The 22576-nt window shown below is 42.7% G+C and carries 23 protein-coding genes; 17 read left to right on the top strand and 6 right to left on the bottom strand.

The window, feature by feature from the left end; genetic code table 11:
• Nucleotides 1-167 precede the first annotated feature (167 nt).
• The 4 genes from RH061_RS14725 to ltrA all read left to right on the top strand — a co-directional run bounded on the left by RH061_RS14725 (nt 168) and on the right by ltrA (nt 7789).
• Nucleotides 168-3821: a dynamin family protein gene (locus RH061_RS14725; RefSeq protein WP_311071262.1), complete on the top strand. Its 3654-nt coding sequence runs from the start codon at nt 168-170 to the stop codon at nt 3819-3821.
• Nucleotides 3822-4018: 197 nt separating this feature from the next.
• On the top strand, nt 4019-4864 hold the full coding sequence (locus RH061_RS14720; RefSeq protein WP_311071260.1) for a sulfurtransferase: 846 nt from the start codon (nt 4019-4021) through the stop codon (nt 4862-4864).
• Nucleotides 4865-5051: 187 nt separating this feature from the next.
• Nucleotides 5052-5942, top strand: coding sequence for a 5'-3' exonuclease (locus tag RH061_RS14715; protein ID WP_396654811.1), 891 nt, complete (start codon nt 5052-5054; stop codon nt 5940-5942).
• A gap of 587 nt (nt 5943-6529) precedes the next feature.
• Nucleotides 6530-7789, top strand: coding sequence for a group II intron reverse transcriptase/maturase (gene ltrA / locus RH061_RS14710; RefSeq protein WP_311070432.1), 1260 nt, complete (start codon nt 6530-6532; stop codon nt 7787-7789).
• Between the two features lie 73 nt (nt 7790-7862).
• On the opposite strand, the gene sspL is transcribed toward ltrA, so the two are convergent.
• Nucleotides 7863-7994 carry a small, acid-soluble spore protein L gene (gene sspL, locus RH061_RS14705; protein WP_311071259.1) on the bottom strand — a complete coding sequence of 44 codons (132 nt, stop codon included), beginning with the start codon at nt 7992-7994 and terminating at the stop codon, nt 7863-7865.
• 154 nt (nt 7995-8148) lie between these two features.
• Here sspL and RH061_RS14700 point away from each other — a divergent pair, with 154 nt between their 5' ends.
• The gene (locus RH061_RS14700; protein ID WP_311071258.1) at nt 8149-8610 is read left to right on the top strand and encodes a divergent PAP2 family protein; all 462 of its coding nucleotides are present in this window, start codon (nt 8149-8151) and stop codon (nt 8608-8610) included.
• 66 nt (nt 8611-8676) lie between these two features.
• Nucleotides 8677-8946 (top strand): DUF6123 family protein, encoded by a 270-nt coding sequence (locus tag RH061_RS14695; RefSeq protein ID WP_311076408.1) that lies wholly within the window; start codon nt 8677-8679, stop codon nt 8944-8946.
• A 21-nt stretch (nt 8947-8967) separates the two neighbouring features.
• Here RH061_RS14695 and RH061_RS14690 read toward each other — a convergent pair whose 3' ends face one another.
• Both RH061_RS14690 and RH061_RS14685 read right to left on the bottom strand, forming a co-directional pair.
• Nucleotides 8968-9906 (bottom strand): DMT family transporter, encoded by a 939-nt coding sequence (locus RH061_RS14690; RefSeq protein WP_311071256.1) that lies wholly within the window; start codon nt 9904-9906, stop codon nt 8968-8970.
• A 1-nt stretch (nt 9907) separates the two neighbouring features.
• Nucleotides 9908-10315 carry a reverse transcriptase-like protein gene (locus RH061_RS14685; protein WP_311071254.1) on the bottom strand — a complete coding sequence of 136 codons (408 nt, stop codon included), beginning with the start codon at nt 10313-10315 and terminating at the stop codon, nt 9908-9910.
• A gap of 199 nt (nt 10316-10514) precedes the next feature.
• Between RH061_RS14685 and RH061_RS14680 the strand changes: the two genes are divergently transcribed.
• A complete protein-coding gene (locus RH061_RS14680; protein ID WP_311071252.1) occupies nt 10515-11171 on the top strand; it encodes a reverse transcriptase-like protein in 657 nt (218 codons plus the stop codon).
• Between the two features lie 24 nt (nt 11172-11195).
• Nucleotides 11196-11369 carry a zinc-finger domain-containing protein gene (locus RH061_RS14675; RefSeq protein WP_311071250.1) on the top strand — a complete coding sequence of 58 codons (174 nt, stop codon included), beginning with the start codon at nt 11196-11198 and terminating at the stop codon, nt 11367-11369.
• Between the two features lie 388 nt (nt 11370-11757).
• On the opposite strand, the gene cspD is transcribed toward RH061_RS14675, so the two are convergent.
• Nucleotides 11758-11958 carry a cold-shock protein CspD gene (gene cspD / locus RH061_RS14670; RefSeq protein WP_023627628.1) on the bottom strand — a complete coding sequence of 67 codons (201 nt, stop codon included), beginning with the start codon at nt 11956-11958 and terminating at the stop codon, nt 11758-11760.
• Nucleotides 11959-12286: 328 nt separating this feature from the next.
• Here cspD and RH061_RS14665 point away from each other — a divergent pair, with 328 nt between their 5' ends.
• The 4 genes from RH061_RS14665 (at nt 12287) to mntR (ending at nt 16474) form a co-directional block, all read left to right on the top strand.
• Nucleotides 12287-13273, top strand: a complete 987-nt coding sequence (locus tag RH061_RS14665; RefSeq protein WP_311071246.1) for an HD-GYP domain-containing protein — start codon at nt 12287-12289, stop codon at nt 13271-13273.
• Nucleotides 13274-13333: 60 nt separating this feature from the next.
• Complete coding sequence (locus tag RH061_RS14660; protein ID WP_311071244.1) at nt 13334-13621, top strand: hypothetical protein; 288 nt, start codon at nt 13334-13336, stop codon at nt 13619-13621.
• Nucleotides 13622-13803: 182 nt separating this feature from the next.
• Entirely contained in the window at nt 13804-15981 is a 2178-nt protein-coding gene (locus RH061_RS14655; protein WP_311071241.1) for a DNA topoisomerase III, read from the top strand.
• A gap of 70 nt (nt 15982-16051) precedes the next feature.
• A complete protein-coding gene (gene mntR / locus RH061_RS14650; protein WP_311071239.1) occupies nt 16052-16474 on the top strand; it encodes a transcriptional regulator MntR in 423 nt (140 codons plus the stop codon).
• Between the two features lie 44 nt (nt 16475-16518).
• Here mntR and RH061_RS14645 read toward each other — a convergent pair whose 3' ends face one another.
• Nucleotides 16519-16737, bottom strand: coding sequence for a DUF3892 domain-containing protein (locus RH061_RS14645; RefSeq protein ID WP_311071237.1), 219 nt, complete (start codon nt 16735-16737; stop codon nt 16519-16521).
• A gap of 121 nt (nt 16738-16858) precedes the next feature.
• Here RH061_RS14645 and RH061_RS14640 point away from each other — a divergent pair, with 121 nt between their 5' ends.
• Genes RH061_RS14640 through RH061_RS14630 form a run of 3 tightly spaced genes read left to right on the top strand, consistent with a single transcriptional unit; the run spans nt 16859 to nt 18960 of the window.
• Nucleotides 16859-17542, top strand: a complete 684-nt coding sequence (locus RH061_RS14640; protein WP_311071235.1) for a class I SAM-dependent methyltransferase — start codon at nt 16859-16861, stop codon at nt 17540-17542.
• A 12-nt stretch (nt 17543-17554) separates the two neighbouring features.
• Complete coding sequence (locus RH061_RS14635) at nt 17555-18247, top strand: AIM24 family protein (RefSeq protein WP_311076406.1); 693 nt, start codon at nt 17555-17557, stop codon at nt 18245-18247.
• Between the two features lie 11 nt (nt 18248-18258).
• Entirely contained in the window at nt 18259-18960 is a 702-nt protein-coding gene (locus RH061_RS14630; RefSeq protein WP_311071233.1) for a DUF2711 family protein, read from the top strand.
• A 31-nt stretch (nt 18961-18991) separates the two neighbouring features.
• Here the strand turns inward: RH061_RS14630 and metA are convergent, their stop codons facing one another.
• Complete coding sequence (metA, locus tag RH061_RS14625) at nt 18992-19900, bottom strand: homoserine O-acetyltransferase MetA (RefSeq protein WP_311071232.1); 909 nt, start codon at nt 19898-19900, stop codon at nt 18992-18994.
• A gap of 294 nt (nt 19901-20194) precedes the next feature.
• Between metA and RH061_RS14620 the strand changes: the two genes are divergently transcribed.
• Both RH061_RS14620 and RH061_RS14615 read left to right on the top strand, forming a co-directional pair.
• A complete protein-coding gene (locus RH061_RS14620) occupies nt 20195-21883 on the top strand; it encodes a formate--tetrahydrofolate ligase (RefSeq protein ID WP_311071230.1) in 1689 nt (562 codons plus the stop codon).
• Nucleotides 21884-22006: 123 nt separating this feature from the next.
• Nucleotides 22007-22537: a hypothetical protein gene (locus RH061_RS14615; RefSeq protein WP_311071228.1), complete on the top strand. Its 531-nt coding sequence runs from the start codon at nt 22007-22009 to the stop codon at nt 22535-22537.
• Nucleotides 22538-22576 lie beyond the last annotated feature (39 nt).

Raw genomic sequence — 22576 nt, 5'->3', positions numbered from 1 at the left:
CAATGTACTAAAACCACATTAATTAACAATATTCTCATTTAGATGACAGCCCGGGCAGATGCCCGGGCTTTTTCTTTTTTTGCGTGGCTAAAATGAAATTATAGGAAAAGACCGAAAAATCATATAAAATAAAGTTATTCACAATTTTGTCACAAGGGGTTAGAGGAATGGGCCAGACTATTGCACAGCAAGATCATAAGCTTCTAGGAAAGATCCTATCTTTATATAACTTAATGAATTCAAACCACGATGAAGATACCGCTGAAAAAGTAAAGGAATTGGGAAGAAAAGCGGTTGAAGAAGAATTCTCAATCGCTTTTTGCGGTCATTTTTCCGCAGGGAAATCGAGCATGATCAACAGGTTGATTGGCGACAACATCCTGCCATCAAGCCCGATTCCAACGAGTGCAAACCTTGTACGGATTAAATCCGGCTCTGAATATGCCAAGGTTATCTTCAAAGAAGGCAGCTCACGCTTGTATCCGGCACCATATGATTATGAAACCGTCAAAACATACTGCAAGGATGGCGAACAAATCCAGGCAATCGAAATCAGCCATAGTGGGGCGGAGTTTCTCGAGCAGGCCGTCATCATGGATACACCGGGAATAGATTCTACGGATGATGCCCATAGGATTGCGACTGAATCAGCGCTTCATCTGTCAGACATTGTATTTTATGTCATGGATTATAACCATGTCCAATCTGAAATGAACTTCCTTTTTACAAAGGAATTAACAGATGCTGGAAAAGAATTATATTTGATTATCAATCAGGTCGACAAACATCAGGATGCAGAATTGTCTTTTGAACAATTCAAGAAGAGTGTTGAGAATTCTTTTGCTGATTGGGGAGTAAAGCATGCGGGTATTTTTTACACTTCGTTGAAAGCACCTGAGTCACCACATAACCAATTTCAAGACCTCCGTACATTTATCATGGAGCGGAAGGGCAAGAGAAAGGAAATCCTGCCAAATTCGATTTTTAAGTCGATGGAGAAACTGACCGAGGATCATTTGGCGATTCTGCAGCAAAGCGTTTCCGAAGAAATACATCAATATGAAATGGTCCTTGAAGGTATTACTGATAGTGAGCGGCAACAACTGTTGGATGAACTTGAAAAAATAAGGATGCATATTGAAAAAATCCAGATTGAGCGGAATCCAGAACGTGAATTCCGTGAGGGACTCAATGATATCTTAAAAAACGCCTATTTAATGCCATTCCAGACCAGGGAGCTGGCGGAGGCTTATCTGCAGTCGAGGCAGCCAGACTTTAAAGTGGGCTTGTTGTTTTCAAAACAAAAAACGGAACAGGAACGGGCAGCTAGACTCGACAATTTCTATCGAGAACTGGAGGATAAAGTACAATCCCAGCTGAACTGGCATATCAAGGATTTTTTATCTAAGTTGTTCAAAAAACATCATCTTTCACAGACGGAGCTGCAGACAGCTGCAAATAATTTCAAAATTGAGTTCCAGACTGAACTGCTGTCTGAAGCTGTTAAACCCGGTGCGAGACTTTCAGGGGACTATGTCCTCAATTATACGAATGACGTCGCTGACGGATTGAAGAATCTTGCCAGAAAAAAGCTAGAGCCAATCAAGGAAAAGTTCTTGAGCTATGCAACAGGGCAGGATGATGAAGAATTAAACGAACTTCTCCAAAAAGAAGAAAAACTCGAGAAGCTTTTTTCAGCTTGGCAAGAATTGAATGCCATACTGGAAAACTTGGCCGAGCAGCGAAGACTTGTTTCGGAAATTCTGTATGGTCAACCAACAGAATATCAGGAGGAAGAATATCATATTTTCAGGGCAGCCGAAGACGAGCCAGAAGTGATCTTAACGGATGACATTTCCTCTTCAAACATTGCGAAGGAAAAGACCATTCCAACAGTTCAGGAAGTACATGCCGAGCAAGGCGTTAATGAAATCGCCCAATTTCATGAAGAACAACAGCAGCTGGTAAGAAAAATGAATTTCACCTCTGAACAGATCGAGAATATTCCAGGCTTGAAAAAAATCGCCCGTGAATTGAAAGAAAAAGCTTCACGGTTAAAAGAAAGAGAATTCACTGTAGCATTGTTTGGAGCTTTCAGTGCCGGTAAATCTTCTTTCGCGAACGCTCTTGTAGGTGAGCGGATTTTGCCGGTATCACCTAATCCGACTACTGCTGCAATCAATAAAATCAAACCAGTGACAACTGAGCATCCTCACGGGACGGTCATAGTCAAGATCAAGAATGCTGATGAAATGATGAAGGAATTGGATCGCTCACTGGGATTGTTCGGCAAGAATACAAGTGATTTTGAGCGAGCGATCGATCAAATCAATACTCTTCAATTCGAGGATAGCGGTTACAGTGCGGCAGAAAAAACACATTACTCCTTCCTGAAGGCTTTTGCCAAAGGATTCAGCGATTTCAAAAATAGCTTTGGAGAAATGCTCTCTGTGGACCTGGAATCATTCCGCGGATATGTTGCCGAAGAGGAAAAATCCTGTTTTGTTGAGTGGATCGAGGTCTATTATGATTGTGAGCTTACAAGAGAGGGGATAACCCTCGTTGACACACCTGGGGCCGATTCAATCAATGCACGCCATACTGGAGTGGCCTTCGATTATATCAAGAATTCAGATGCAATCTTGTTCGTGACATATTATAATCATGCGTTTTCAAAAGCGGATAGGGAGTTCCTGATCCAGCTTGGCAGGGTCAAGGATACCTTTGAGCTTGATAAAATGTTCTTTATTGTCAATGCCGTAGACTTGGCGAATTCTGAAGAAGAACGATCGGATGTATTGGAATACGTTGAGGATCAGCTTGTCCAATACGGCATCAGGAAACCTCATTTATTCCCTGTTTCCAGCTTGAATGGGTTAAATGCGAAGCTGGAAGAAAAGAATGGCGGGGACCAGCTCTTTAATCAATTTGAACGGTCGTTTTATTCATTCATTGCCAATGACCTTATGAATATGGCTGTAGAGTCAGCAGAGGCAAAATGGCGTCAGGCCGTCAATGTGATTGAGGAAATGATCAGATCGGCAGAAGAAGACAAGGCAGCAAGGGCTGATAAACGCCGGAATTTATTATCACAAAAAGAAGAAATGCTGCGTGTTTTATCTGAGAAGAAGCAGTCAGTCCTTGACGAACGCCTGATCCAGGAAAGTGATGAATTGACTTATTACATTCGCCAGCGTGTCTTCATCCGGTTTGGTGATTTCTTCAGGGAGGCCTTCAATCCGGCCCTTTTAAAGGACGATGGACGAAATATGAGGAAGGCTCTTGAAAGTGCTCTTGAAGAATTGATCGAGAGCATCGGATATGACCTGGCTCAGGAAATGAGGGCCACATCATTGAGGGCCGAGGCATTCATGATCAGGGTCTTGAAGGAGTTCCAGGAAGCTTTAACAGGTGAATTATTGAAAATTAATTCTTCAGTTTCCATTTCTGCCACAGAAAATGGTCCTTTAAATGGAATCGACTTTGAAACAGCATACAAGGACATCGATCGTACGAAATTCAGGAAAACGCTTGGAATGTTCAAAAATCCTAAATCCTTTTTTGAAAAAAATGAGAAAAAGTTAATGGCGGATGAACTAGAAAAGCTTTTACATGGGCCTGCCGGGGATTATCTTGAAAAAGAGAATGCAAGGATGAAACATCACTATCTGCCTGAACTGGAGCGGGAATTTGCAAAAGTCCAGAAGGATTTTTCAGAGCAAATTACCGAGTATTTTGAAGGGATTACCTCTGCTCTTGATGATAATTTCTCGATTGAATCTGTAAGAACTGCGTTAATGAAAATAAAAAACTATCAATAAAGGTTGTATTTAGAGATGACCAGTAACCGATTTCACGCATGTGCTACTTGTGTTAATTTTCAGGCCGAAAAACTGGATGGGAAAATGAAATACCATTGCCTTAGGCTTGGCTATGAAACGAAAAGCCATTATCAATTCGCCTGCTGGGATCCAAAAGAACGTGTAAAAAAATTGATGGCCCAAAAACAAACGAAGGAGTGAATGCCTTGCAATATCATGTTGATTCAAAATGGCTTAATGAACGTCTAGGGGACAAGAATACAAGAATCGTCGATTGCCGATTCAAGCTGGGGAATCCTGACGAGGGCAGGATGCTCTATGAACATAGCCATATTCCAGGTGCTGTCTATTTCGACCTGGAAAAAGACCTGTCCGGTACAGTCGGGGAGCATGGTGGCAGGCATCCGCTTCCTGAAACAAGTCAGTTTAAAGAAAAGCTCCAGAATGCAGGTATTGCTAACGAAACAACAATCGTTGTATATGACGGAAAGGAAGGTGCCTTTGCTTCCAGGATGTGGTGGCTGCTTAAATACGTTGGTCATGAAAGAGTCTATATCCTGAATGGAGGCTTCGATGCATGGGAGAAGTCTGGGTATGTCACTGAGGATACTCTATCCCAATATCAACAGACTAATTACATCATTCATGAAAATAAGGAAATGCTCGCTTCCTATGATGAAGTGAAGGATGTCGCACTCAAAGGGGCAGGGAATGCTGTTCTTATTGATTCTCGTGAAAGCAGACGATATCTTGGGCTCGAGGAGCCAATCGACCGCATTCCAGGACATATTCCCACGGCGGTCAATAAACCGTGGATGGAAGGCTTTGAAAATGGTTTCTATAAACCTCGTGACGAGCAGGAAAAGAGATTTGAAGACCTGGATCCTAATCAGCCAATCATCGTTTATTGTGGATCTGGGGTGACGGCAACGCCGAATTTCATTGCCTTAAAAGAGGCTGGATTCAAGAATGTCAGGCTTTATGCAGGAAGCTACAGCGATTGGGTGTCTTATCATGAGAATCCCGTTTCCAAAGGTGAATGATTCATTGGAAAAAGTATTTTTTCGAATCAGCCTATTCAATGATTGAAGAATGGTTATTTTCGGAATATACAAGGGAACAACAAGACTTGTGTTATAATATCAAAGTTGACTTTTATAATAAGGCATTAAGCTTTTTAAAATAGAGCCATAGCCATGGCTCAAATTATAACACGATGGAGGTACCAACTTGGAAAATAATAAAACTTCGCTAATGCTTGTTGATGGGATGGCTTTGTTATTCAGAGCATTCTATGCAACAGCTGTTTCCGGACAGTTCATGATCAATTCCAAAGGGGTCCCTACCAATGCGATCCACGGTTTCATCAAACACTTCGCGACTGCTGTGGCAAACTTCAAGCCCACCCATACAGCTGTTTGCTGGGATATGGGCAGCAAAACCTTCCGCACCGAGATGTTCGATAACTATAAAGCGAATAGACCTGAGGCACCAGTTGAACTGCTGCCACAGTTCGACCTTGTCAAAGAAGTAGTCGAAGCTTTGGATGTACCTAACATTGGGTTGCCGGGCTATGAAGCGGACGACTGCATCGGCACGATTGCAAGGACGGCTAAGGAAGTCGATTCCGTTACGATATTGACAGGTGATAAGGATATTCTCCAGTTGATTGATGATCGGGTTTCAGTCATCCTGCTTCAGAAGGGCTATGGCAATTATCAAGTCCACGACCGCAATAGCCTTTTTGCAGAAAAGGGTATTTGGCCTGAACAGATGATTGATTTAAAGGCCTTTATGGGAGACCCTAGTGATAACTACCCTGGAGTCCGCGGAATCGGTGAGAAGACAGCTGTTAAGCTGCTTCAGGAGCATGGGGATGTAGAAGGGGTCATCGCGAACCTTCATCTGCTGACAAAATCACAGCGTGCTAAAATCGAAGCTGATCTTGAAATGCTTCATCTAAGCAGGCAGCTTGCGGAAATCAAATGTGATGTACCTGTTGAGTGCAAGCTAGACGAAGCCTTATTCAAAATTGACCGTGATAAACTCCTAGCCAAGTTCAATGAAGTTGAACTCAGGGGACTGCACCGTCTGTTTGAAAATGAATCCATATACGCTTAAGGGAAACGGCTGGTACTGTACCAGCCGTTTTTTACTGTGCGCCCGGCATGGGTGCAGTCTATAGGGTGTAAGTCCCGAGCCATGAAGGCAGTAGTAGTGGTTAGCTTAACGCAAGGGTGTCCGCGGTGACGCGGAATCTGAAGGAAGCGAGCGGCAAACCTCCGGTCTGAGGAACACGAACTTCATATAAGGCTAGGTACCATTGGATGAGTTTGCAGAACAAAACAAAGTCCTTACTGCCGAAGGTGGTACAGAGTAAATGAAGCAGATAGATGGAGGGAAAGACTGTACTCTTACCCGGGGAGGTCTGATTGGAAAGCCAAGTACACTTGGTAACCTATCTAGCAATAGATAGCTGAACAATCAGAAGTCAGCAGAGGTCATAGTACTTTACCGGCTCGAGACGGTAAGGGAAGGACTGAACAATTAGGAAGAACGAGAACTAGGCATACAATTCCTGTGTAGAAGCAGACAATCCGAAAGGACTTACTTGAAGGAGGAAGTGGTGAATCCACAGGGGACTTCATGAGGGTGGAGCAGGAATAACATAATTAGATTTCTACGTTCACGTCGAAAGGAAATATCACATGTTAATGAATCTGATTCTATCACGGGAAAACTTAATAGAAGCACTTAAACGTGTGGAGAAGAACAAAGGGAGTCACGGCATAGATGGAATGTCCGTAAAATCCCTACGAAGACATCTCTATGAGAACTGGGACACCCTTTGTGATTCTTTAAGGAAAGGTACCTATCAACCTAACCCAGTACGTCGAGTCGAAATCCCGAAACCGAACGGTGGAGTAAGGTTACTTGGAATACCTACCGTGATAGATCGTTTCATCCAACAGGCAATCGCCCAAGTTTTAACTCCGCTTTTTGACCCAACCTTCTCGGAACATAGTTATGGGTTTAGGCCAAGCCGAAGAGGCCATGACGCTGTACGTAAAGCAAGGGGATATATAAGTGAAGGTTACAGATGGGTGATTGACATGGACTTGGAGAAGTTCTTTGACAAAGTGAATCATGACAAGCTGATGGGGATATTGGCAAGCAGAATCCAAGACCGATTGGTCTTGAAGCTAATTCGAAAATATCTCCAAGCAGGAATCATGATAAATGGTGTAGTCTACGATGCAGAAGAAGGAACACCACAAGGAGGTCCCCTGAGCCCTCTTCTTTCGAATATACTTTTGGATAAGCTTGATAAAGAACTAGAAAGGAGAGGTCACAAGTTTGTCCGATACGCCGATGATTGTAATATTTACATGAAATCGAAGAAAGCTGGAGAACGAGTAATGAACTCCATTACATGCTTCATTGAGCAGAAATTAAAGCTCAAAGTAAACAGAGGGAAATCAGCGGTTGACCGCCCGTGGAAACGAAAATTCCTTGGCTTTAGCTTTACGGTTAATAAGAAACCGAAGGTTCGAATAGCCAACGAAAGTGTTAAAAGGCTAAAAGCTAAAATACGAAAGTTAACATCCCGTTCTAAACCAATCCCCATGGAAGTTAGAATTGAGAAATTGAATCAATTTCTAACGGGATGGTGTGGATATTTTGCATTAGCTGATACACCAAGTAAATTCAAAGAATTTGATGAGTGGATTAGAAGAAGACTCCGTATGATTGAATGGAAACAATGGAAGAACCCGAAGACAAGAGTAAGAAAACTCAAAAGTCTTGGCGTTCCAGACCAAAAGGCATACGAATGGGGAAATTCCAGAAAGAAATTTTGGAGAATTGCCTCAAGTCCAATCTTACACAAAACCCTCGATAACTCTTATTGGAGTCATCGAGGGCTCAAAAGTCTATATCAAAGATATGAATTTCTACGTCACACTTAATTGAACCGCCGTATACCGAACGGTACGTACGGTGGTGTGAGAGGTCGGGGGTTAGTCACCCCCTCCTACTCGATTACTTTGTATTCTTCTTTTTAGCCGCATTTTCGAGCTTTGACTTTGGCTCTTCAGCAAATTCAGCATCTTGTCCGTAACCTTGCGGGGTTACTCCGGGTGCCTTTGTTCCTCTGTTACCTTTTTTGCTCATAGTAATAAATCCCTCCAAAAAAAATTGTTTGAAAATGATCTTAAAAGTGAAATAACCTTTATAGGTTGTCTGCTTGTTCCAGCTTAATCCTTATTATGAACGAGCAAGAATAAAAGCAATCATTTTTCTTCAAAATAACATGGAGGTGACGATAATGAACAAAGGTGCAGTTATTGCTATTTCAAGCATTGGCCTTGCTCAGGCTTTGAAAATACCGTTCCATTACGCAAAGACCCAGGAGTGGAAACCAGATTTATTCTTGGCCAGCGGCGGAATGCCGAGCTCCCATTCAGCTGGTGTGTCATCATTAACGACATATGTAGCTCTTACAAAAGGTGTACGATCAGTTGACTTCGCCCTTTCCCTCGTATACGGGATAATTGTCATGTACGATGCCCAGGGGATAAGGAGACAAACGGGAGAACTCACTTTAAAAGTAAATGACCTTGATGAATTAATTGATAAGATCCATGAGGATGACCCTGTAGAGTTTGAAGAGAAATCGCCAGATCCCTTGAAGGAAATGCTTGGCCACCAGCCAAAAGAGGTACTAGGCGGAGCGCTTTTTGGCATGGCAATGGGGTTTGCCGGATATTTTTTAACAAAAAAACGGTAGAAAAAGCTCGAATATTGCGGTAAAATTTTACTAGAAGTCGGCTTGAAGAGAGGATTGATTCAGTCAGTGCGGACAGTTGAAGATTACTTGCTTCATTTGAAGAGCAAAGGGTTCCAGTTGCGTGAGGACGCCATCGGTTTTATTTATTTCGGTCAGCAATATACAAATTCTACCGATGAACTCACAAATACAGCCATAGAAATCACCCTTAAGGCTCAGAAAGGGTTTGATGGCAGCTTTTATATTTCGCTCTTGGAAACCTTCGCTTCCAATAAAATTCATTCCCGCAAAGCAGCATTGCAGTTCATTAAAAAAATCGAGCTTTTGGCCGTATGAGAAGAGGCTGGTTCCAAAGCACTATGCTTTGAAATCAGCCTCTTTTTTAGGGAATAGTTTACGAACAAATCTTTCAAATTTGCCAGGGGGCAATTCCGCGAATACCATACCGGCAAATATTAGTACACAACCGGCAAGGGCACTATACGCCAGGCGCTCATCTGCCCAGAAGTAAGCCGTGATTGCCGCGAAAACAGGTTCCATTGCAAAGATCAAGGCAACTCGAGTAGCTGTCGTATGTTTCTGGAAATTCGTCTGGATAAAAAATGCCAATGCAGTCGCAAGAATAGATGTAACCAGCAGGGCTACCACAACATTCGCTGAAAAGATGACCTCAGGGTTGAATGCCCTTTTCCAATCCTCAAAAAAGACAGCTGAAATTGCTGATAATGCCGCTACTGTTGCGATTTGGACCGTCGTTAAAAGGAGTGTTGGAAAACTGCTGCTGAATTTTCCGGTAAAAACGATGTGCAGTGCAAAACCTGCGGCACAAATAAGCACGAAAGCATCTCCGATATTAAGGCTGGACACATCTGACATCGTTAAAAGATAGAGGCCCGCAGTTGCTGCTGAAACACCAGCTATCGAGTTCAAACTGGGCCGCTGTTTCAAGATCACGAGCATTAACAATGGTACGAGTACAACACTCAATCCAGTGATAAAGCCCGCCTTGGATGATGTCGTATACAACAATCCTAATGTCTGGAAAGCGTAGCCGATGAACAGCCAGAAACCCAGCATGATCCCAGACAATAGTAATTTCTTATCCAGCTTTTTTAGCTGTTCTTTTTCAAAAAACAAAAGCCAGAGTCCTAACAGGATTGCTGCGAAGGCAAAGCGGACTGCATTGAAGGATTGTGGCTCGAGAAAAGAAATAGCATTTTGCACAAGAACGAATGTGGCGCCCCAGATAAGGGCTACGAATAGTAAGCTTAAATCCGCAAAGGTTGATGCTTTCATATTAGTCTTCTGTTCCTTTCATGTTGTTCTCCCTTACAGCCTTCCTTGCCAGTTCGTCTGCTGTTTTATTTTCACTCGATGGAATCCATTTCATGAAAAACAAATCAAATTGCCCGGCAAGCTCCATTGCTTTTTCCAGAAGAGGGGCGTAAAGCTTGTTTTTGACGAACTCCTTTTCTACTGCTGCATTTACGAGCTGTGAATCGGTCCTGAATGATACCACACTGAAACCCTTATCATGGCAAATCTCCAATGCTTTTATAAATGCATGATATTCAGCTTCATGGTTAGACATGACCCCAAGAGGAATGGAATACCTGAAAACTTCCCCTTCTCCTTTTATAAAAATGCCAGCACCGCTTGGACCAGGGTTGCCAGCACTTGCTCCATCAATATAAACTTCGAACAACAAAGATCACTCCCGGTTGGTTTGTACAGATAATAGTTAGTGTATCATAATAGGAGCGATATTTTATAATAAAAATATACTATAACCAAAACCGAATCATCGTCCCTTTTTCATTGTAACGTGGTCTGAAAATGGGTAAGATAACTAAAAATAATCTATTGGCGGAGCGAAAACAGATTCAGAAAGCGGGGGAAAATTCATGAAGTATAAATTAGAATGGGAATATAAAGCAAAAGGAATAGAACCCATCCTGTTCCACTCGGATTTTCTCGATGGTGAGCATGCACTCCAGGCCGGTGAAGAGTTAGATAAATCAGGTAAAGCTGGAAAGATTTCTTTTATAGATGAAATCGGCACTTCGTGGACATTAAAGGAAATGCGCAAGCTTCTTGAAGAAGTGGAAGAAGAGCCTCATGACCTTACTGTTTATTTTGACGGCGGTTTTGATAACTTTAATCATAAAGCAGGACTCGGCACCATAATCTACTTCAAGCAAGGAAAGAAAAAATACAGACTGCGAGCCAATGAAGTGTTCGATGAGCTTGAAACGAACAATGAAGCAGAATATGCTGCTCTTTATTTTGCCCTAACCATCCTTGAGGAAATGGGTGTTAAGAACATGACCTGTGAGATAAAAGGGGATTCACAGGTGGTTCTCAAGCAGCTAGAGGGAGAGTGGCCATGTTATGAAGAAACCCTCAACCGCTGGCTCGACAGGATCGAAAATAAAATTAAAGAGCTTGGTTTGCATCCAAGATACAATCCGGTAGGCAGAAAAGAAAATAAAGAGGCGGATAAATTGGCGACACAGGCACTGCAGGGTAAAATGATCAACAGTAAAATGCAAATATTATAAACAGGAGGGAAAGGCGGTAATTCAGTGACGCGTAATGAAGTCCTTGCCGAGGTAGAAACATTGCTCACTACATACTGCAATGGCTGCTTCCTCAAAAAGCACCACCGGCAAGAAAAAGGTAAAAGACATGCCCACCGGTTCTGCATCAAAGAATGCACCGTTGGGGAAAAAATAAAAAACTGCGGGCAAAAACTTTAGAGTGGATAGGATGGTAAAACTTTTATAGACATTTCAGTGAATGGTCGAAGCCAATATGTCTAAGAAAGAGCATTTAATGGACATTTCAGTGGAAGACAACAGCCAAAATGTCTAAGAAAGTTCTTTTAATGGACATTTCAACGGAGATTCGAAGGCAAAACGTCTAAGAAAGAGCCTTTAATGGACATTTCAGTGGAAGACCAAAGCCAAAATGTCTAAGAAAGTTCTTTTAATGGACATTTCAGCTGGAGACCAAAGTTAAAATGTCTAATATAGAGCCTTTTATAGACATTTCTGAAGAAGCGCGATGCCTAAATGTCCATAATCAAGTTAAAATAAAATAAATCAAAAAAGGCTGGCGCCAGGCGCCAGCCTTAAACTTTTTTAATTATAGTTTTACTACGTTAGCAGCTTGTGGTCCACGATTTCCTTCGACGATTTCGAAAGAAACTTCCTGACCTTCTTCTAATGACTTATAGCCGTCGCCCTGGATTGCTGAGAAGTGAACGAATACATCGTCTCCGCCTTCTACTTCGATAAAACCGAAACCTTTTTCATTGTTGAACCATTTTACTTTACCGTTTTGCATGTTAAACTTTCCTCCCATGTCTTTCGCGACACAAAATATGTGCCAAAGTTGAATATTATCATCTAATGGATACACCTGCAGTTTTGACATGGCAAATATATTCTATTAAATGATGTATTAAATATACAATATCGGGAAGGATTCAGTCAAGAATGTAAGCGTATTACAAACTAAATAATCTTAAAATTATGTCAATTTGAAATAAATTGAAATTCACACAGCTTTTGTTCCTATTTCCGGAAATATTTGTTATTATTTTCTTATAAATACTCACATTAAGGCTGATGAGAGAGTGAGTAGTCTATTATAAGCTTAGAGGAGGGTACGAATGAAGAAGACCACTCCATCCACGTTGACGTCCTTGACTGACCATCAAATTGATGCATTATTGGATACAATCAGGAATGGCCATGCCATCCAGGACCACACACCTCAGATTGCAGTAGATAAAAAGATTGATTATATTTCAAAGAAAATCGACGATGCCTCCATGCAAATGGAAGAGATCTTCGATATCGTGGCAAAGACAGGAGTTGTTCCTGTTAGCGAAATCAAGAATGAAATCATGCCTGTCATCAGGCAGGCAGCTGAAATTCCACATATCTATCACCTTTTCTACGAGCTAAAGACGCAAGATGAGTATACCTACAGGCACTCAGTCTGTGTTGGCATCATCTCTACATTGATAGGGAAATGGCTGAATTTGGACCAATCGGAGCTGCATGACCTTGCTTTGGGAGCGACACTTCATGATATAGGGAAAGCTCGTATCCCTGCCAATATATTGAACAAGCCAGGCAGGCTTACACAGGAAGAATACAACGAAATGAAACGCCATACCGTGTATGGATACCGGATGTTGAAGGATATCCCAGAACTAAATGAAAGAGTCGCGCTGATTGCCCTGCAGCACCATGAACGTGAGGATGGCGGAGGCTATCCGTTCAGCCTTCGCAGCGAAAAGATAGACGAGCTTGCTAAAATCGTCGCCATTGCTGATGTGTACCATGCGATGTCATCTTCAAGGGTCTATCATCAGGCGGAACCTTTCCATATTGTTATATCCCAGATGCAAAACGATGTATTCGGAAAATTCGATCCGAGGATCATGCTCGTTTTCCTGTTCAGGATCATGGACAGCCTTGTCGGAAGACGTGTTCTTCTGAGCGATGGTGAGGAGGGGACAATCCTGATGGTTGATCCATTCGAGCCGTTAAGGGCACTGATCAAAACCGGAGACACACTCGTTGACCTGCGTCTAAATCGCGGCTTGAGAATTTCAAGAGTATTAAATGATTCAATCGTAGGGGTATAATCTTCAGTTGCACTTCATATCTTTTATTAGTCAATGATGATGAATTAAAAGGGTGAGGGCATGTACCGCTTTTCGATAGGTGATGAGGATTGGATAATTATTTTTTCTCAACATCTTTCACTTGAGCAAGCTGAAAAGGAAGAAATCATCCGTTCCATTGCCATCATGGGTCCCCAGTGGGCAGCATTCAGCCATGGAGAGTCATTCGTGATTTTCCAGCAGATGGTCGGGGCAATCGTGGTCCGGATCGAAAAGGTTCCTTCGCTGATTTTAACCGTATCGGCAGCCGTTAACAGGAACCGTTGGTACATCAATGACAACAACATAGTTGAACCATTTGAGGAATAATATCTTTAAGGCAGCTGATCAATTCAGCTGCCTGTTTATTTTTTACAGGTTAAAAACAGACTTCATGCAGGCAGGTAGTAAAAGCCGTAATAAAAGTCCTTTACGCTTTTGTCGAAAAAAAGATAAAATAGAGGTCGAAGCTTAACAAGCACGCACATATAAAAGTTTTTCAGGAGGAAATTATGAAATTGATTGTTGCGGAAAAGCCTGACCAGGGCAGAACGCTGGCCTCCGTATTTAAAATGAAAAAAAGGGATGGATTCCTCGAGATACTTCCTAATGAGATATTCCCTAAAGGTGCATACGTCTCATGGGCAATCGGCCATTTAACGGAATTGTCTGCACCAGAGCATTACAATTCATCCTGGAAAAAATGGTCGCTTGATACACTCCCGATCATTCCGGAAAATTTCAAGTATGAAGTTGTCAAATCGAAAGCAAAGCAATTCCAGATCATAAAAAAGCTCGCCACCGATCCACAGGTGTCTGAAATCATTCATGCGGGCGATGCCGGGCGTGAAGGGGAACTGATCATCAGGAATATACTCCGCCTTGCCAACTGCACGAAGCCAATGAAAAGATTGTGGATATCCTCGCTTACTCCAAAAGCAATAAAGGAAGGCTTCCAAAACCTTTTGAATGAGGCAGATACGAAGAATTTATATTTTGAAGCGTACACCCGTGCTTGTGCAGATTGGGTTGTCGGCATGAACGCATCGAGACTGTACACACTTCTTCTTCAAAAGAAGGGCTATTCCGATGTTTTTTCAGTCGGGAGAGTGCAGACTCCTACTCTCGCATTAATTGTTAAACGCGAGCTGGAGATTGAAAACTTTGTATCAGAACCTTTTTGGGAAGTGAACGGAAAATTCAATATCAATGGCAAGAAATACAGCGGCAAATGGGAAAAAGACGGAGATTCACGGATCAAGACAAAAGAGATGGCCGAGAAAATAGCAGCTTTCTGCGATGGAAAATCTGCAGAAGCAGCAGAAGTTATCTCTGAGAAAAAAGAATTTTTGCCGCCGCTGTTCTATAATCTTTCAGCAATCCAGGCGGAAGCGAATCGCCGTTTTAAAATGTCGCCGAAAAAGACGCTGGACATATTGCAAGGATTATACCAAAGAGGAATCGTATCCTATCCTCGTTCTGACTCGAGATATGTAACGCCAGGAGAAGCAGAGGGCTTTCCTGCGATCTTGAATAAACTTCAGGCTAATCCTGATTATCAGCAGCTTTTTCCATTGCCGAATTCATCGATTCAAAATAACAAACGCTATGTCAATGAAAAAAAGGTTACCGATCACTACGCAATCATTCCAACTGAACAAGTTCCTAATTTAAACAGACTGTCTGGGGACGAGTTGAAGTTATATGACTTGCTGGCCAGGACACTGATTGCAGCCCACTACGGTCCATATATCGCAGAATATACCACGATCAAGACAGTTGTGGAGGGCAGGGCGGAGTTTATATCCAAGGGAAAAGTCCAGTTGGACGAAGGATGGAAGAAAGTACTCCCGCAAAAAGACTCGGATAAAGAACCGGAGCTTCCTGCTGTCCAGCAAGGTGAAACAGGTACCGTAATGAAAGCAGAGGTAAAGGAAAGTAAGACCCAGCCGCCAAAGAGGCTGACTGAAGGCCAGCTGATTACCCTGATGAAAACGGCAGGAAAGCATATTGAAGACAAAGAACTCGAAAAGGTCCTGATGAAAGCAGAAGGTCTTGGAACTGAAGCGACGAGAGCGGGCATCATTACGATGCTGAAGGATCGAGCGTATATTGAAGTCCGGAAGAACCTTGTATATGCGACTGCCAAGGCGAAAATCCTCGTAGCTGCCGTTGGTGGACAAGTACTGGCATCACCGGAAATGACAGCGAAATGGGAGCAGAGGCTGCACCAAATTGGCGAGGGAGAAGCCTCTCCCAAACAGTTCATTGAGCAGACTTCAAAGATGATCAAACATCTTGTTGCTGAAACATCGGAAGGGTCCTCCGGCTGGACGTTTTCAGAAGAACTGACCAATGCTTTCGTCCCCGGGAAGAAGGGGGGACGTTCCCGCCGAACTACTAACCTGGGAAAATGCAAAAAATGCGATGGCATGGTTGTGGACAAAGGGACGTTCTATGGCTGCTCGAACTATCAGAAAACAAAATGCAACTTCACACTCTCCAAGCAGATCCTTGGAAAGACAGTAACGCAAAAGAATATCAAGAAGCTGCTGGCCGAAGGGAGCACTGATGTGATCGAAGGCTTCCAGAGCAAGGACAGAACCTTCAACGCCAAGCTATATTGGGATGGAGAGGACAGCAAGCTGAAGTTCGATATAGCAGCACAGCCAGTCAATCAAGGTGGATAGCGCCTTGTCACCCTTGTCCTTCTATAGTAAACTTTAATATGGCTATTGTTTAAGCATTGGAGGTCATGGGATGCCAACACCTAGTATGGAAGATTATATAGAACAAATATTCATTTTAATAGAACAAAAAGGATATGCCCGGGTAGTGGATATCGCGGAGGCATTATCTGTCCATCCCTCCTCAGTGACAAAAATGGTACAGAAGCTGGATAAAGACCAGTTCGTGGTTTACGAGAAATATCGGGGGCTAGTACTGACTCCCAAAGGATACAAAACAGGCAAAAGGCTGGTAGACCGCCATGAACTGCTTGAACAATTGCTGAAGGTGATCGGCGTAAAAGAGGAAAATATCTATAATGATGTTGAAGGAATTGAACACCATTTAAGCTGGGATGCAATCGACAGAATTGGTGACCTTGTCCAATTCTTTGAAGAAGATCAATCCCGTATCCAGGAATTAAGAGCAATCCAAAAACAAAATGACGAAGAATAAAAATAAACACCTGACAAATGCTGTCAGGTGTTTTTATTCATTCCTTAGTAAATATCCGGATATTGCTCAAAGCCGGATCCATCTGCTGAAACTAAAGAAGCAGTTCCATCTGCACCTTCATTGATATTCACGCCTGAAAATGTTCCTGTGTCAGCTTCCTGCAAAGCTTTGCGATAGGAAATAATCCTTCCGCTAGATGTCTGGAAACTGATGATTTCACCAGCGTTATTTTTATGTATGGCAACCAATAGTTCCTGTTCCAATTTTATCTCTCCTTTCACCCTCCTAGTCTGGCACTTTTCCCTCAAAAATAAACTTAAGAGGAATTCCCTTTTTCATAACGAAATAACTATTATAGGAATTAATAATTAGGCAGGTGAGCTTATGGATACATTTAATTGGAAAGTGGAATCTGAAAAGCAATGGGACAGTATGGCTGCAACTTGGAATTCCAGGAGCAGGGGAATGTGGGAATCCGGGAGCCGGAAGGATATAGTGCCATTCATTAAAGAGTTTGTTCCAGCTGGTTCCAAGGTTTGTGATTTAGGGTGCGGAGATGGGACCGGATCGGCAAAGTTGGCTGAAGCAGGCTATGTGGTCACCGGAATCGATGTATCGGAGGAGATGCTTGAGAGAGCCAGGCTGAACCCGCAAAGTGAGAACTGTATTTTTAATAAAGGGGACCTATCTGATAGTGCAAGCCCCGACAATCATTTTGATGCGGTTATGGCCATTAATTCGATTGAATGGACAAAGCTTCCGTATGAGTCTTTAAAAGAAATGGCCCGCATCCTCAAGCCAAATGGCTATGTCTGCATAGGCATCCTTGGTCCAACAGCAGGCCCAAGGAAAAATAGTTTCAGAAGACTGTATGGAGAAGATGTAATCTGTAACACGATCATGCCATGGGAGCTCGAAAAGCTGGCTCTTGAAAATGGTTGGAGAAAAGCAGGTGAATTCGGAGTTTATAAAAAAGCGGCAGAGCAGCTTCCTCACGCTTCATTGCCCATAGAGCTGCAGCAGTCACTATCATTTATGTGGGTTTTCATGTTCCAGGTTTTAAAATAAGGAGGCATTATGATGAGTCGTTATTCAATCGAAGAGTTTGTCAACAATACAAAGCAGGAGGATAAAGGGGAAGGATTATTTGAGCTGGAGACACCGAGAATGCTGGAGATCAATCTGAATGGCCAGGTATGGTCGAAAGCTGGAGCGATGGTTTCCTATCGCGGCCAGATCAAGTTTGAGCGTGAGGGAGTGCTTGAACATGGAATCGGCAAGATGTTCAAAAAGGCATTAACAGGTGAAGGCACCTCATTAATGAAAGCCAACGGCAATGGAAAGCTATATTTGGCTGACCAGGGGAAGAAAATATCAATCTTGCATTTACAGAATGACGCCATTTTCGTAAACGGCAATGACCTGCTGGCATTCGAGCCATCCATCGGCTGGGATATCAAATTGATGCGCCGGGTCGCCGGAATGCTGTCGGGTGGTCTGTTCAATGTCCGTCTTGAGGGTACTGGAATGGTGGCAATCACTTCCCATTATGAACCGCTGACGCTGCTTGTCAGTCCGGATAACCCAGTTTATACAGATCCGAACGCAACTGTAGCCTGGTCTGGGAATCTCCAGCCGGAATTTGTAACAGATATTTCGTTCAAAACATTTCTTGGACGTGGAAGCGGTGAATCGATCCAGATGAAATTCAGCGGCGATGGCTTCGTTGTCGTCCAGCCATTTGAAGAAGTCTATTATGCTCCACAAAGTTAGGAGACGAAAGAATGTCTTTGAAATTTTTTTATCCTATTGGAAAAGACCCCGAAAAGGATTCAGTCATCGGCCTGCTGCCTGATGGATACAAGTCGGCTGCAGTCATTTTCTCTCCTTTTTTTAAAATGCCTGATGGCTGGAATTCACCGGATGCACCTAGCGATGAGGAAGTTTACAAGTTTGCTGATAGAGTGAGCTGGAAGGAAGTTCAAATTAGAACTAGATTCGATAGAATAGCTGATGTATCTATTGGGGTAACGGCGTATGTCACAGGAGGCTGCGGTATTAATATCTACAAAAGGATGGATTTGTTCGAGAAAATTCAGGAGGCTATCGATCCGGATGTTTTTTTTCCGTATGAGGATCAATTTTCAGTTCTATTGATTGATGACATCTTAAAGGTTCTTACCTCCAAAGGAGCAACAAGAATCCTATACAATAAATTGATAGAGGGAGAAGGAGAGTTTGAATTAAAAGAATTAACCCTCGACCAAAAACTTTTCCTCTGTTCCGGCCCTATGTTCTTAATGGATGAACATAAGGAATTCGGTTTTACTTGTTACTTTGATGAAGCCTCCATGGTTTTCTTTACGAAAGAAGATAATTTCAATTGCTTCAAAAGCACTGCTTTTGAAGGTGTGTATCTTGAAAAAGAAACGCCGATCATTTGGGAAAATCATCAATGCACCCATTTTAATTATGATAGAACATAAGGAAAAGGCATCGAACCTGTCGATGCCTTTTCTAATCCCATTCATATGGAGTTTCTTGATATACATAATAGTTAAGCCAGTTTGAAAAGAACAAATGCGCATGGGACCTCCAGCGGTTGGTCGGATTCTTTTCTGGATCATCCTGCGGGAAATAGTTCTCCGGCATTTCGATTCCAATGCCTTTCTCCTTATCTCGCATGTATTCTTCTGCAAGTGTAGTAGCCTCATATTCAAGGTGGCCCGTAATCATGATTTTTCTGCTGTCTCTGCTGGAGATGATCAAAGCACCGGCCTCTTCAGATGAAGCAAGCAGCTTAAGCTCTGGATGACTTTCCAACGTTTCTTCGCTTATATCCGTATTCCTTGAATGAGGAGCAAAAAATTCATCGTCAAAGCCTCTTAAGAGTTTTTCGGTGTGGTCTAGGACTCTATGACTGAATACGCCCGAACATTTCCTCGGCAGAGTATATTTATTAATGCCAAAGTGATGATATAAAGCTGCCTGTGCTCCCCAGCATATATGCAATGCAGAGGTAACATTCCGCTCCGTCCAATCGAGGATTTCCTTCAGTTCGTTCCAATAGTGTACTTCCTCAAATTCCATCAGCTCAATGGGGGCACCGGTGATGATCATACCGTCATATTTCTTTTCTTTTACTTCAGCAAAGGTCAGATAAAACTCTTCAAGATGGTATTGTGATGTGTTTTTCGAATCATATGTAGCGGTCTTTAAGAATGTTATGTTTACCTGGAGTGGCGTATTCCCGAGAAGCCTCAGCAGCTGTCTCTCTGTTTTTTCCTTTTCAGGCATCAGATTGAGGATCAAAATATTCAATGGGCGGATATCCTGTTGGGCAGCACGGCTGTCATCCATGATGAAAATATTTTCTTTTTCCAGTATTTCTTTCGCTGGCAAGTGTTGCGGGATTTTAATAGGCAATTTATAACCTCCTCTTATAGCAAAGTTTATCGTACATCTAGAATCTCAATATAACTCTTTGCATGAATACTTCTGAATGATCAATACATTCATATTCGTAAAAAGTTACAAAGATTTTGAAAAGAGCTTAAACAAACTAAAAGCAGTAATTTTTATTATAGTCTGAATTCTTTTGTGGAGCAATTGGCTAAAGAGGAAATTTTATGACAAATAAATATTTTTTGTCTGATAGTAATTCTCTGATGGTAAAATATAAGATGGTAAGCATATAGAGAATATCTGGGGGGAATGGAAATGGGAACAAATATTCAAGTTAAGTCAGATATTGAAATTGCTCGTGATAGTAAAATGAAACCGATTGTTGATATTGCAGCGAGCATTGGCCTGGATGCCGATGATATTGAGCTGTTTGGAAAGTATAAAGCGAAGCTGTCCTCGGAAGCTTTGGCGAAATTGAAAACTAAGGAGAGCGGCAAGGTCGTTCTTGTAACTGCGATCAATCCTACTCCTGCCGGGGAAGGAAAATCTACTGTAACGGTCGGGCTGGCAGATGCATTGAACAAGCTAGGTAAAAAAACGATGATTGCCATGCGTGAACCTTCATTGGGACCAACTATGGGAATCAAGGGCGGTGCAACAGGCGGAGGTTTCGCGCAGGTGCTCCCGATGGAGGATATCAATCTTCACTTCACAGGCGACCTGCACGCGATTACTACGGCAAATAATGCACTGGCTGCTTTGATTGATAATCATCTGCAGCAGGGCAACAAGCTGAACATCGATCAGCGCAGAATCGTTTGGAAGCGCGCTCTCGACTTGAATGATCGTGCATTAAGAAAAGTGATCGTCGGACTGGGCGGGCCGATGCAGGGCGTTCCTCGTGAGGATGGCTTCGATATTACGGTTGCATCAGAAATCATGGCTGTACTTTGCCTTGCAAGCGACTTGAAGGACTTGAAGCTCCGTCTTTCCAAGATGGTTGTTGCTTATAATTATGAAAAACAGCCTGTCACTGTGGGCGACCTGGGAGTAGAAGGGGCTTTGACACTTTTATTGAAGGAAGCAGTAAAGCCGAACCTTGTCCAGACCATAGAACATACTCCGGCACTGATCCATGGCGGCCCGTTTGCGAACATAGCACATGGATGCAACAGTGTCATCGCGACCGAGGCTGCGTCCAAGCTTGCTGACTTTGTTGTTACGGAAGCAGGGTTTGGTGCGGATCTGGGAGCAGAGAAGTTCTTGAATATTAAAGCAAGAACTGCGGGGATCGATCCGTCAGCGGTTGTCATTGTTGCAACCATCCGCGCACTGAAGATGCATGGTGGAATGAAGAAAACAGAATTGGTCAACGAAAATGTGCAAGCATTGAAGGACGGATTCACGAACCTGAAAAAGCATGTTGAGACGATTGCCAGCTTTGGCTTGCCATATGTAGTTGCCATTAACTCATTCATTACAGATACGGAACTTGAAACAAATACATTGAGAGAAATGTGTGAAAATGCAGGAATCCCAGTTGCCTTGACTGAAGTATGGGAAAAAGGCGGCGCTGGCGGAATTGAGCTTGCTGAGAGCCTTCTAGATGTAATTGAAAAGAGTGAAAATACCTTTGCCCATCTTTATGACTTGTCCGATTCACTTGAGGACAAAATCAAGACGATTGCCTGTCAGGTTTATGGTGCGGATGGAGTCGAGTTTTCACCGAAAGCAAAGAAGCAGCTTATTGACTTTGAAGGATTCGGCTGGGGTGTACTGCCAGTCTGTATGGCTAAGACACAATATTCATTGTCTGATGATCCGCAAAAACTTGGAAGGCCGTCAGGTTTCACTATTACCGTAAGGGAACTTAAGCCTTCGGTAGGTGCCGGGTTTATCGTAGCGTTAACAGGCGAAGTCATGACAATGCCTGGTTTGCCAAAGCTTCCGGCAGCTTTGAATATGGATGTTGATGATGAGGGCAATGCTGTTGGATTGTTCTAAGTAAAAATTGTGGCCAGTCCTTTCAGAGATCGTGTTAACATGAATTTGACTTTCATGGAACGTAACACGCTGTGAGAAGGGGCTGGCCATCTTTCGTTATTGATTTTAAAAGGAGTGGAAGCATTGTTTGATCCGACAGCTTTTGAAAACATCAAAGTCGTCATCGAAGGCGATATATATGACAGGGATTTGAGCGGGGAAATTATTGTCATCGACCGAAATGACTGGATTAATGCCGCCAAGTTGTCGCGTAAATACGAAATTTCATTCACGAAAAAAGGCTACGACCCGGGGTTGCTGTCGGCAACTATGACTATTGAAGCCGGATTGGAGAACCTCTCTGCAGAGCTATTAGAAAGTGTAGATGCCAAACAGCTTGCAGGTTGTTTAGTCGGTATTTCCTTCTCGTTAGTCCATCAAAACGAAATAAATATTTTTGAGGAAGTTCAGAAAGTGCTCACGGAGATTTGGGGAGAGGACCGGGCGATCAGGCAGACTGTCATGCTTGAAGCCTTGGAGAATAAATCACCCATTCAAAACGATGTAAAAGTAGCCTTTAACCGCCTTGTTTACGAAGAACAGATCGACGACCTATCAGAAATGGTGCATTATATGATAAATTCATTAGAAAAAATCAAAAAAATTATACTGTGAATAATAATTCCTGTCATCTAGGCAGGAATTTCTATATTG

It is taken from the genome of Mesobacillus jeotgali (assembly GCF_031759225.1).
GTDB classification, from domain to species: Bacteria; Bacillota; Bacilli; order Bacillales; family Cytobacillaceae; genus Mesobacillus; species Mesobacillus jeotgali_B.
This window is presented reverse-complemented; position numbering and strand designations above follow the sequence as displayed.

Bases quoted from the DNA above. Each gene is read 5' to 3' on its own strand.
- RH061_RS14655 (WP_311071241.1), top strand. From the start codon at position 13,804: ATGAAATTGATTGTTGCGGAAAAGCCTGACCAGGGCAGAACGCTGGCC.
- RH061_RS14700 (WP_311071258.1), top strand. From the start codon at position 8,149: ATGAACAAAGGTGCAGTTATTGCTATTTCAAGCATTGGCCTTGCTCAG.
- RH061_RS14660 (WP_311071244.1), top strand. From the start codon at position 13,334: ATGTACCGCTTTTCGATAGGTGATGAGGATTGGATAATTATTTTTTCT.
- RH061_RS14665 (WP_311071246.1), top strand. From the start codon at position 12,287: ATGAAGAAGACCACTCCATCCACGTTGACGTCCTTGACTGACCATCAA.
- cspD (WP_023627628.1), bottom strand. From the start codon at position 11,958: ATGCAAAACGGTAAAGTAAAATGGTTCAACAATGAAAAAGGTTTCGGT.
- ltrA (WP_311070432.1), top strand. From the start codon at position 6,530: ATGTTAATGAATCTGATTCTATCACGGGAAAACTTAATAGAAGCACTT.
- RH061_RS14690 (WP_311071256.1), bottom strand. From the start codon at position 9,906: ATGAAAGCATCAACCTTTGCGGATTTAAGCTTACTATTCGTAGCCCTT.
- RH061_RS14640 (WP_311071235.1), top strand. From the start codon at position 16,859: ATGGATACATTTAATTGGAAAGTGGAATCTGAAAAGCAATGGGACAGT.
- sspL (WP_311071259.1), bottom strand. From the start codon at position 7,994: ATGAGCAAAAAAGGTAACAGAGGAACAAAGGCACCCGGAGTAACCCCG.
- RH061_RS14725 (WP_311071262.1), top strand. From the start codon at position 168: ATGGGCCAGACTATTGCACAGCAAGATCATAAGCTTCTAGGAAAGATC.
- RH061_RS14635 (WP_311076406.1), top strand. From the start codon at position 17,555: ATGAGTCGTTATTCAATCGAAGAGTTTGTCAACAATACAAAGCAGGAG.
- RH061_RS14680 (WP_311071252.1), top strand. From the start codon at position 10,515: ATGAAGTATAAATTAGAATGGGAATATAAAGCAAAAGGAATAGAACCC.
- RH061_RS14630 (WP_311071233.1), top strand. From the start codon at position 18,259: ATGTCTTTGAAATTTTTTTATCCTATTGGAAAAGACCCCGAAAAGGAT.
- RH061_RS14620 (WP_311071230.1), top strand. From the start codon at position 20,195: ATGGGAACAAATATTCAAGTTAAGTCAGATATTGAAATTGCTCGTGAT.
- mntR (WP_311071239.1), top strand. From the start codon at position 16,052: ATGCCAACACCTAGTATGGAAGATTATATAGAACAAATATTCATTTTA.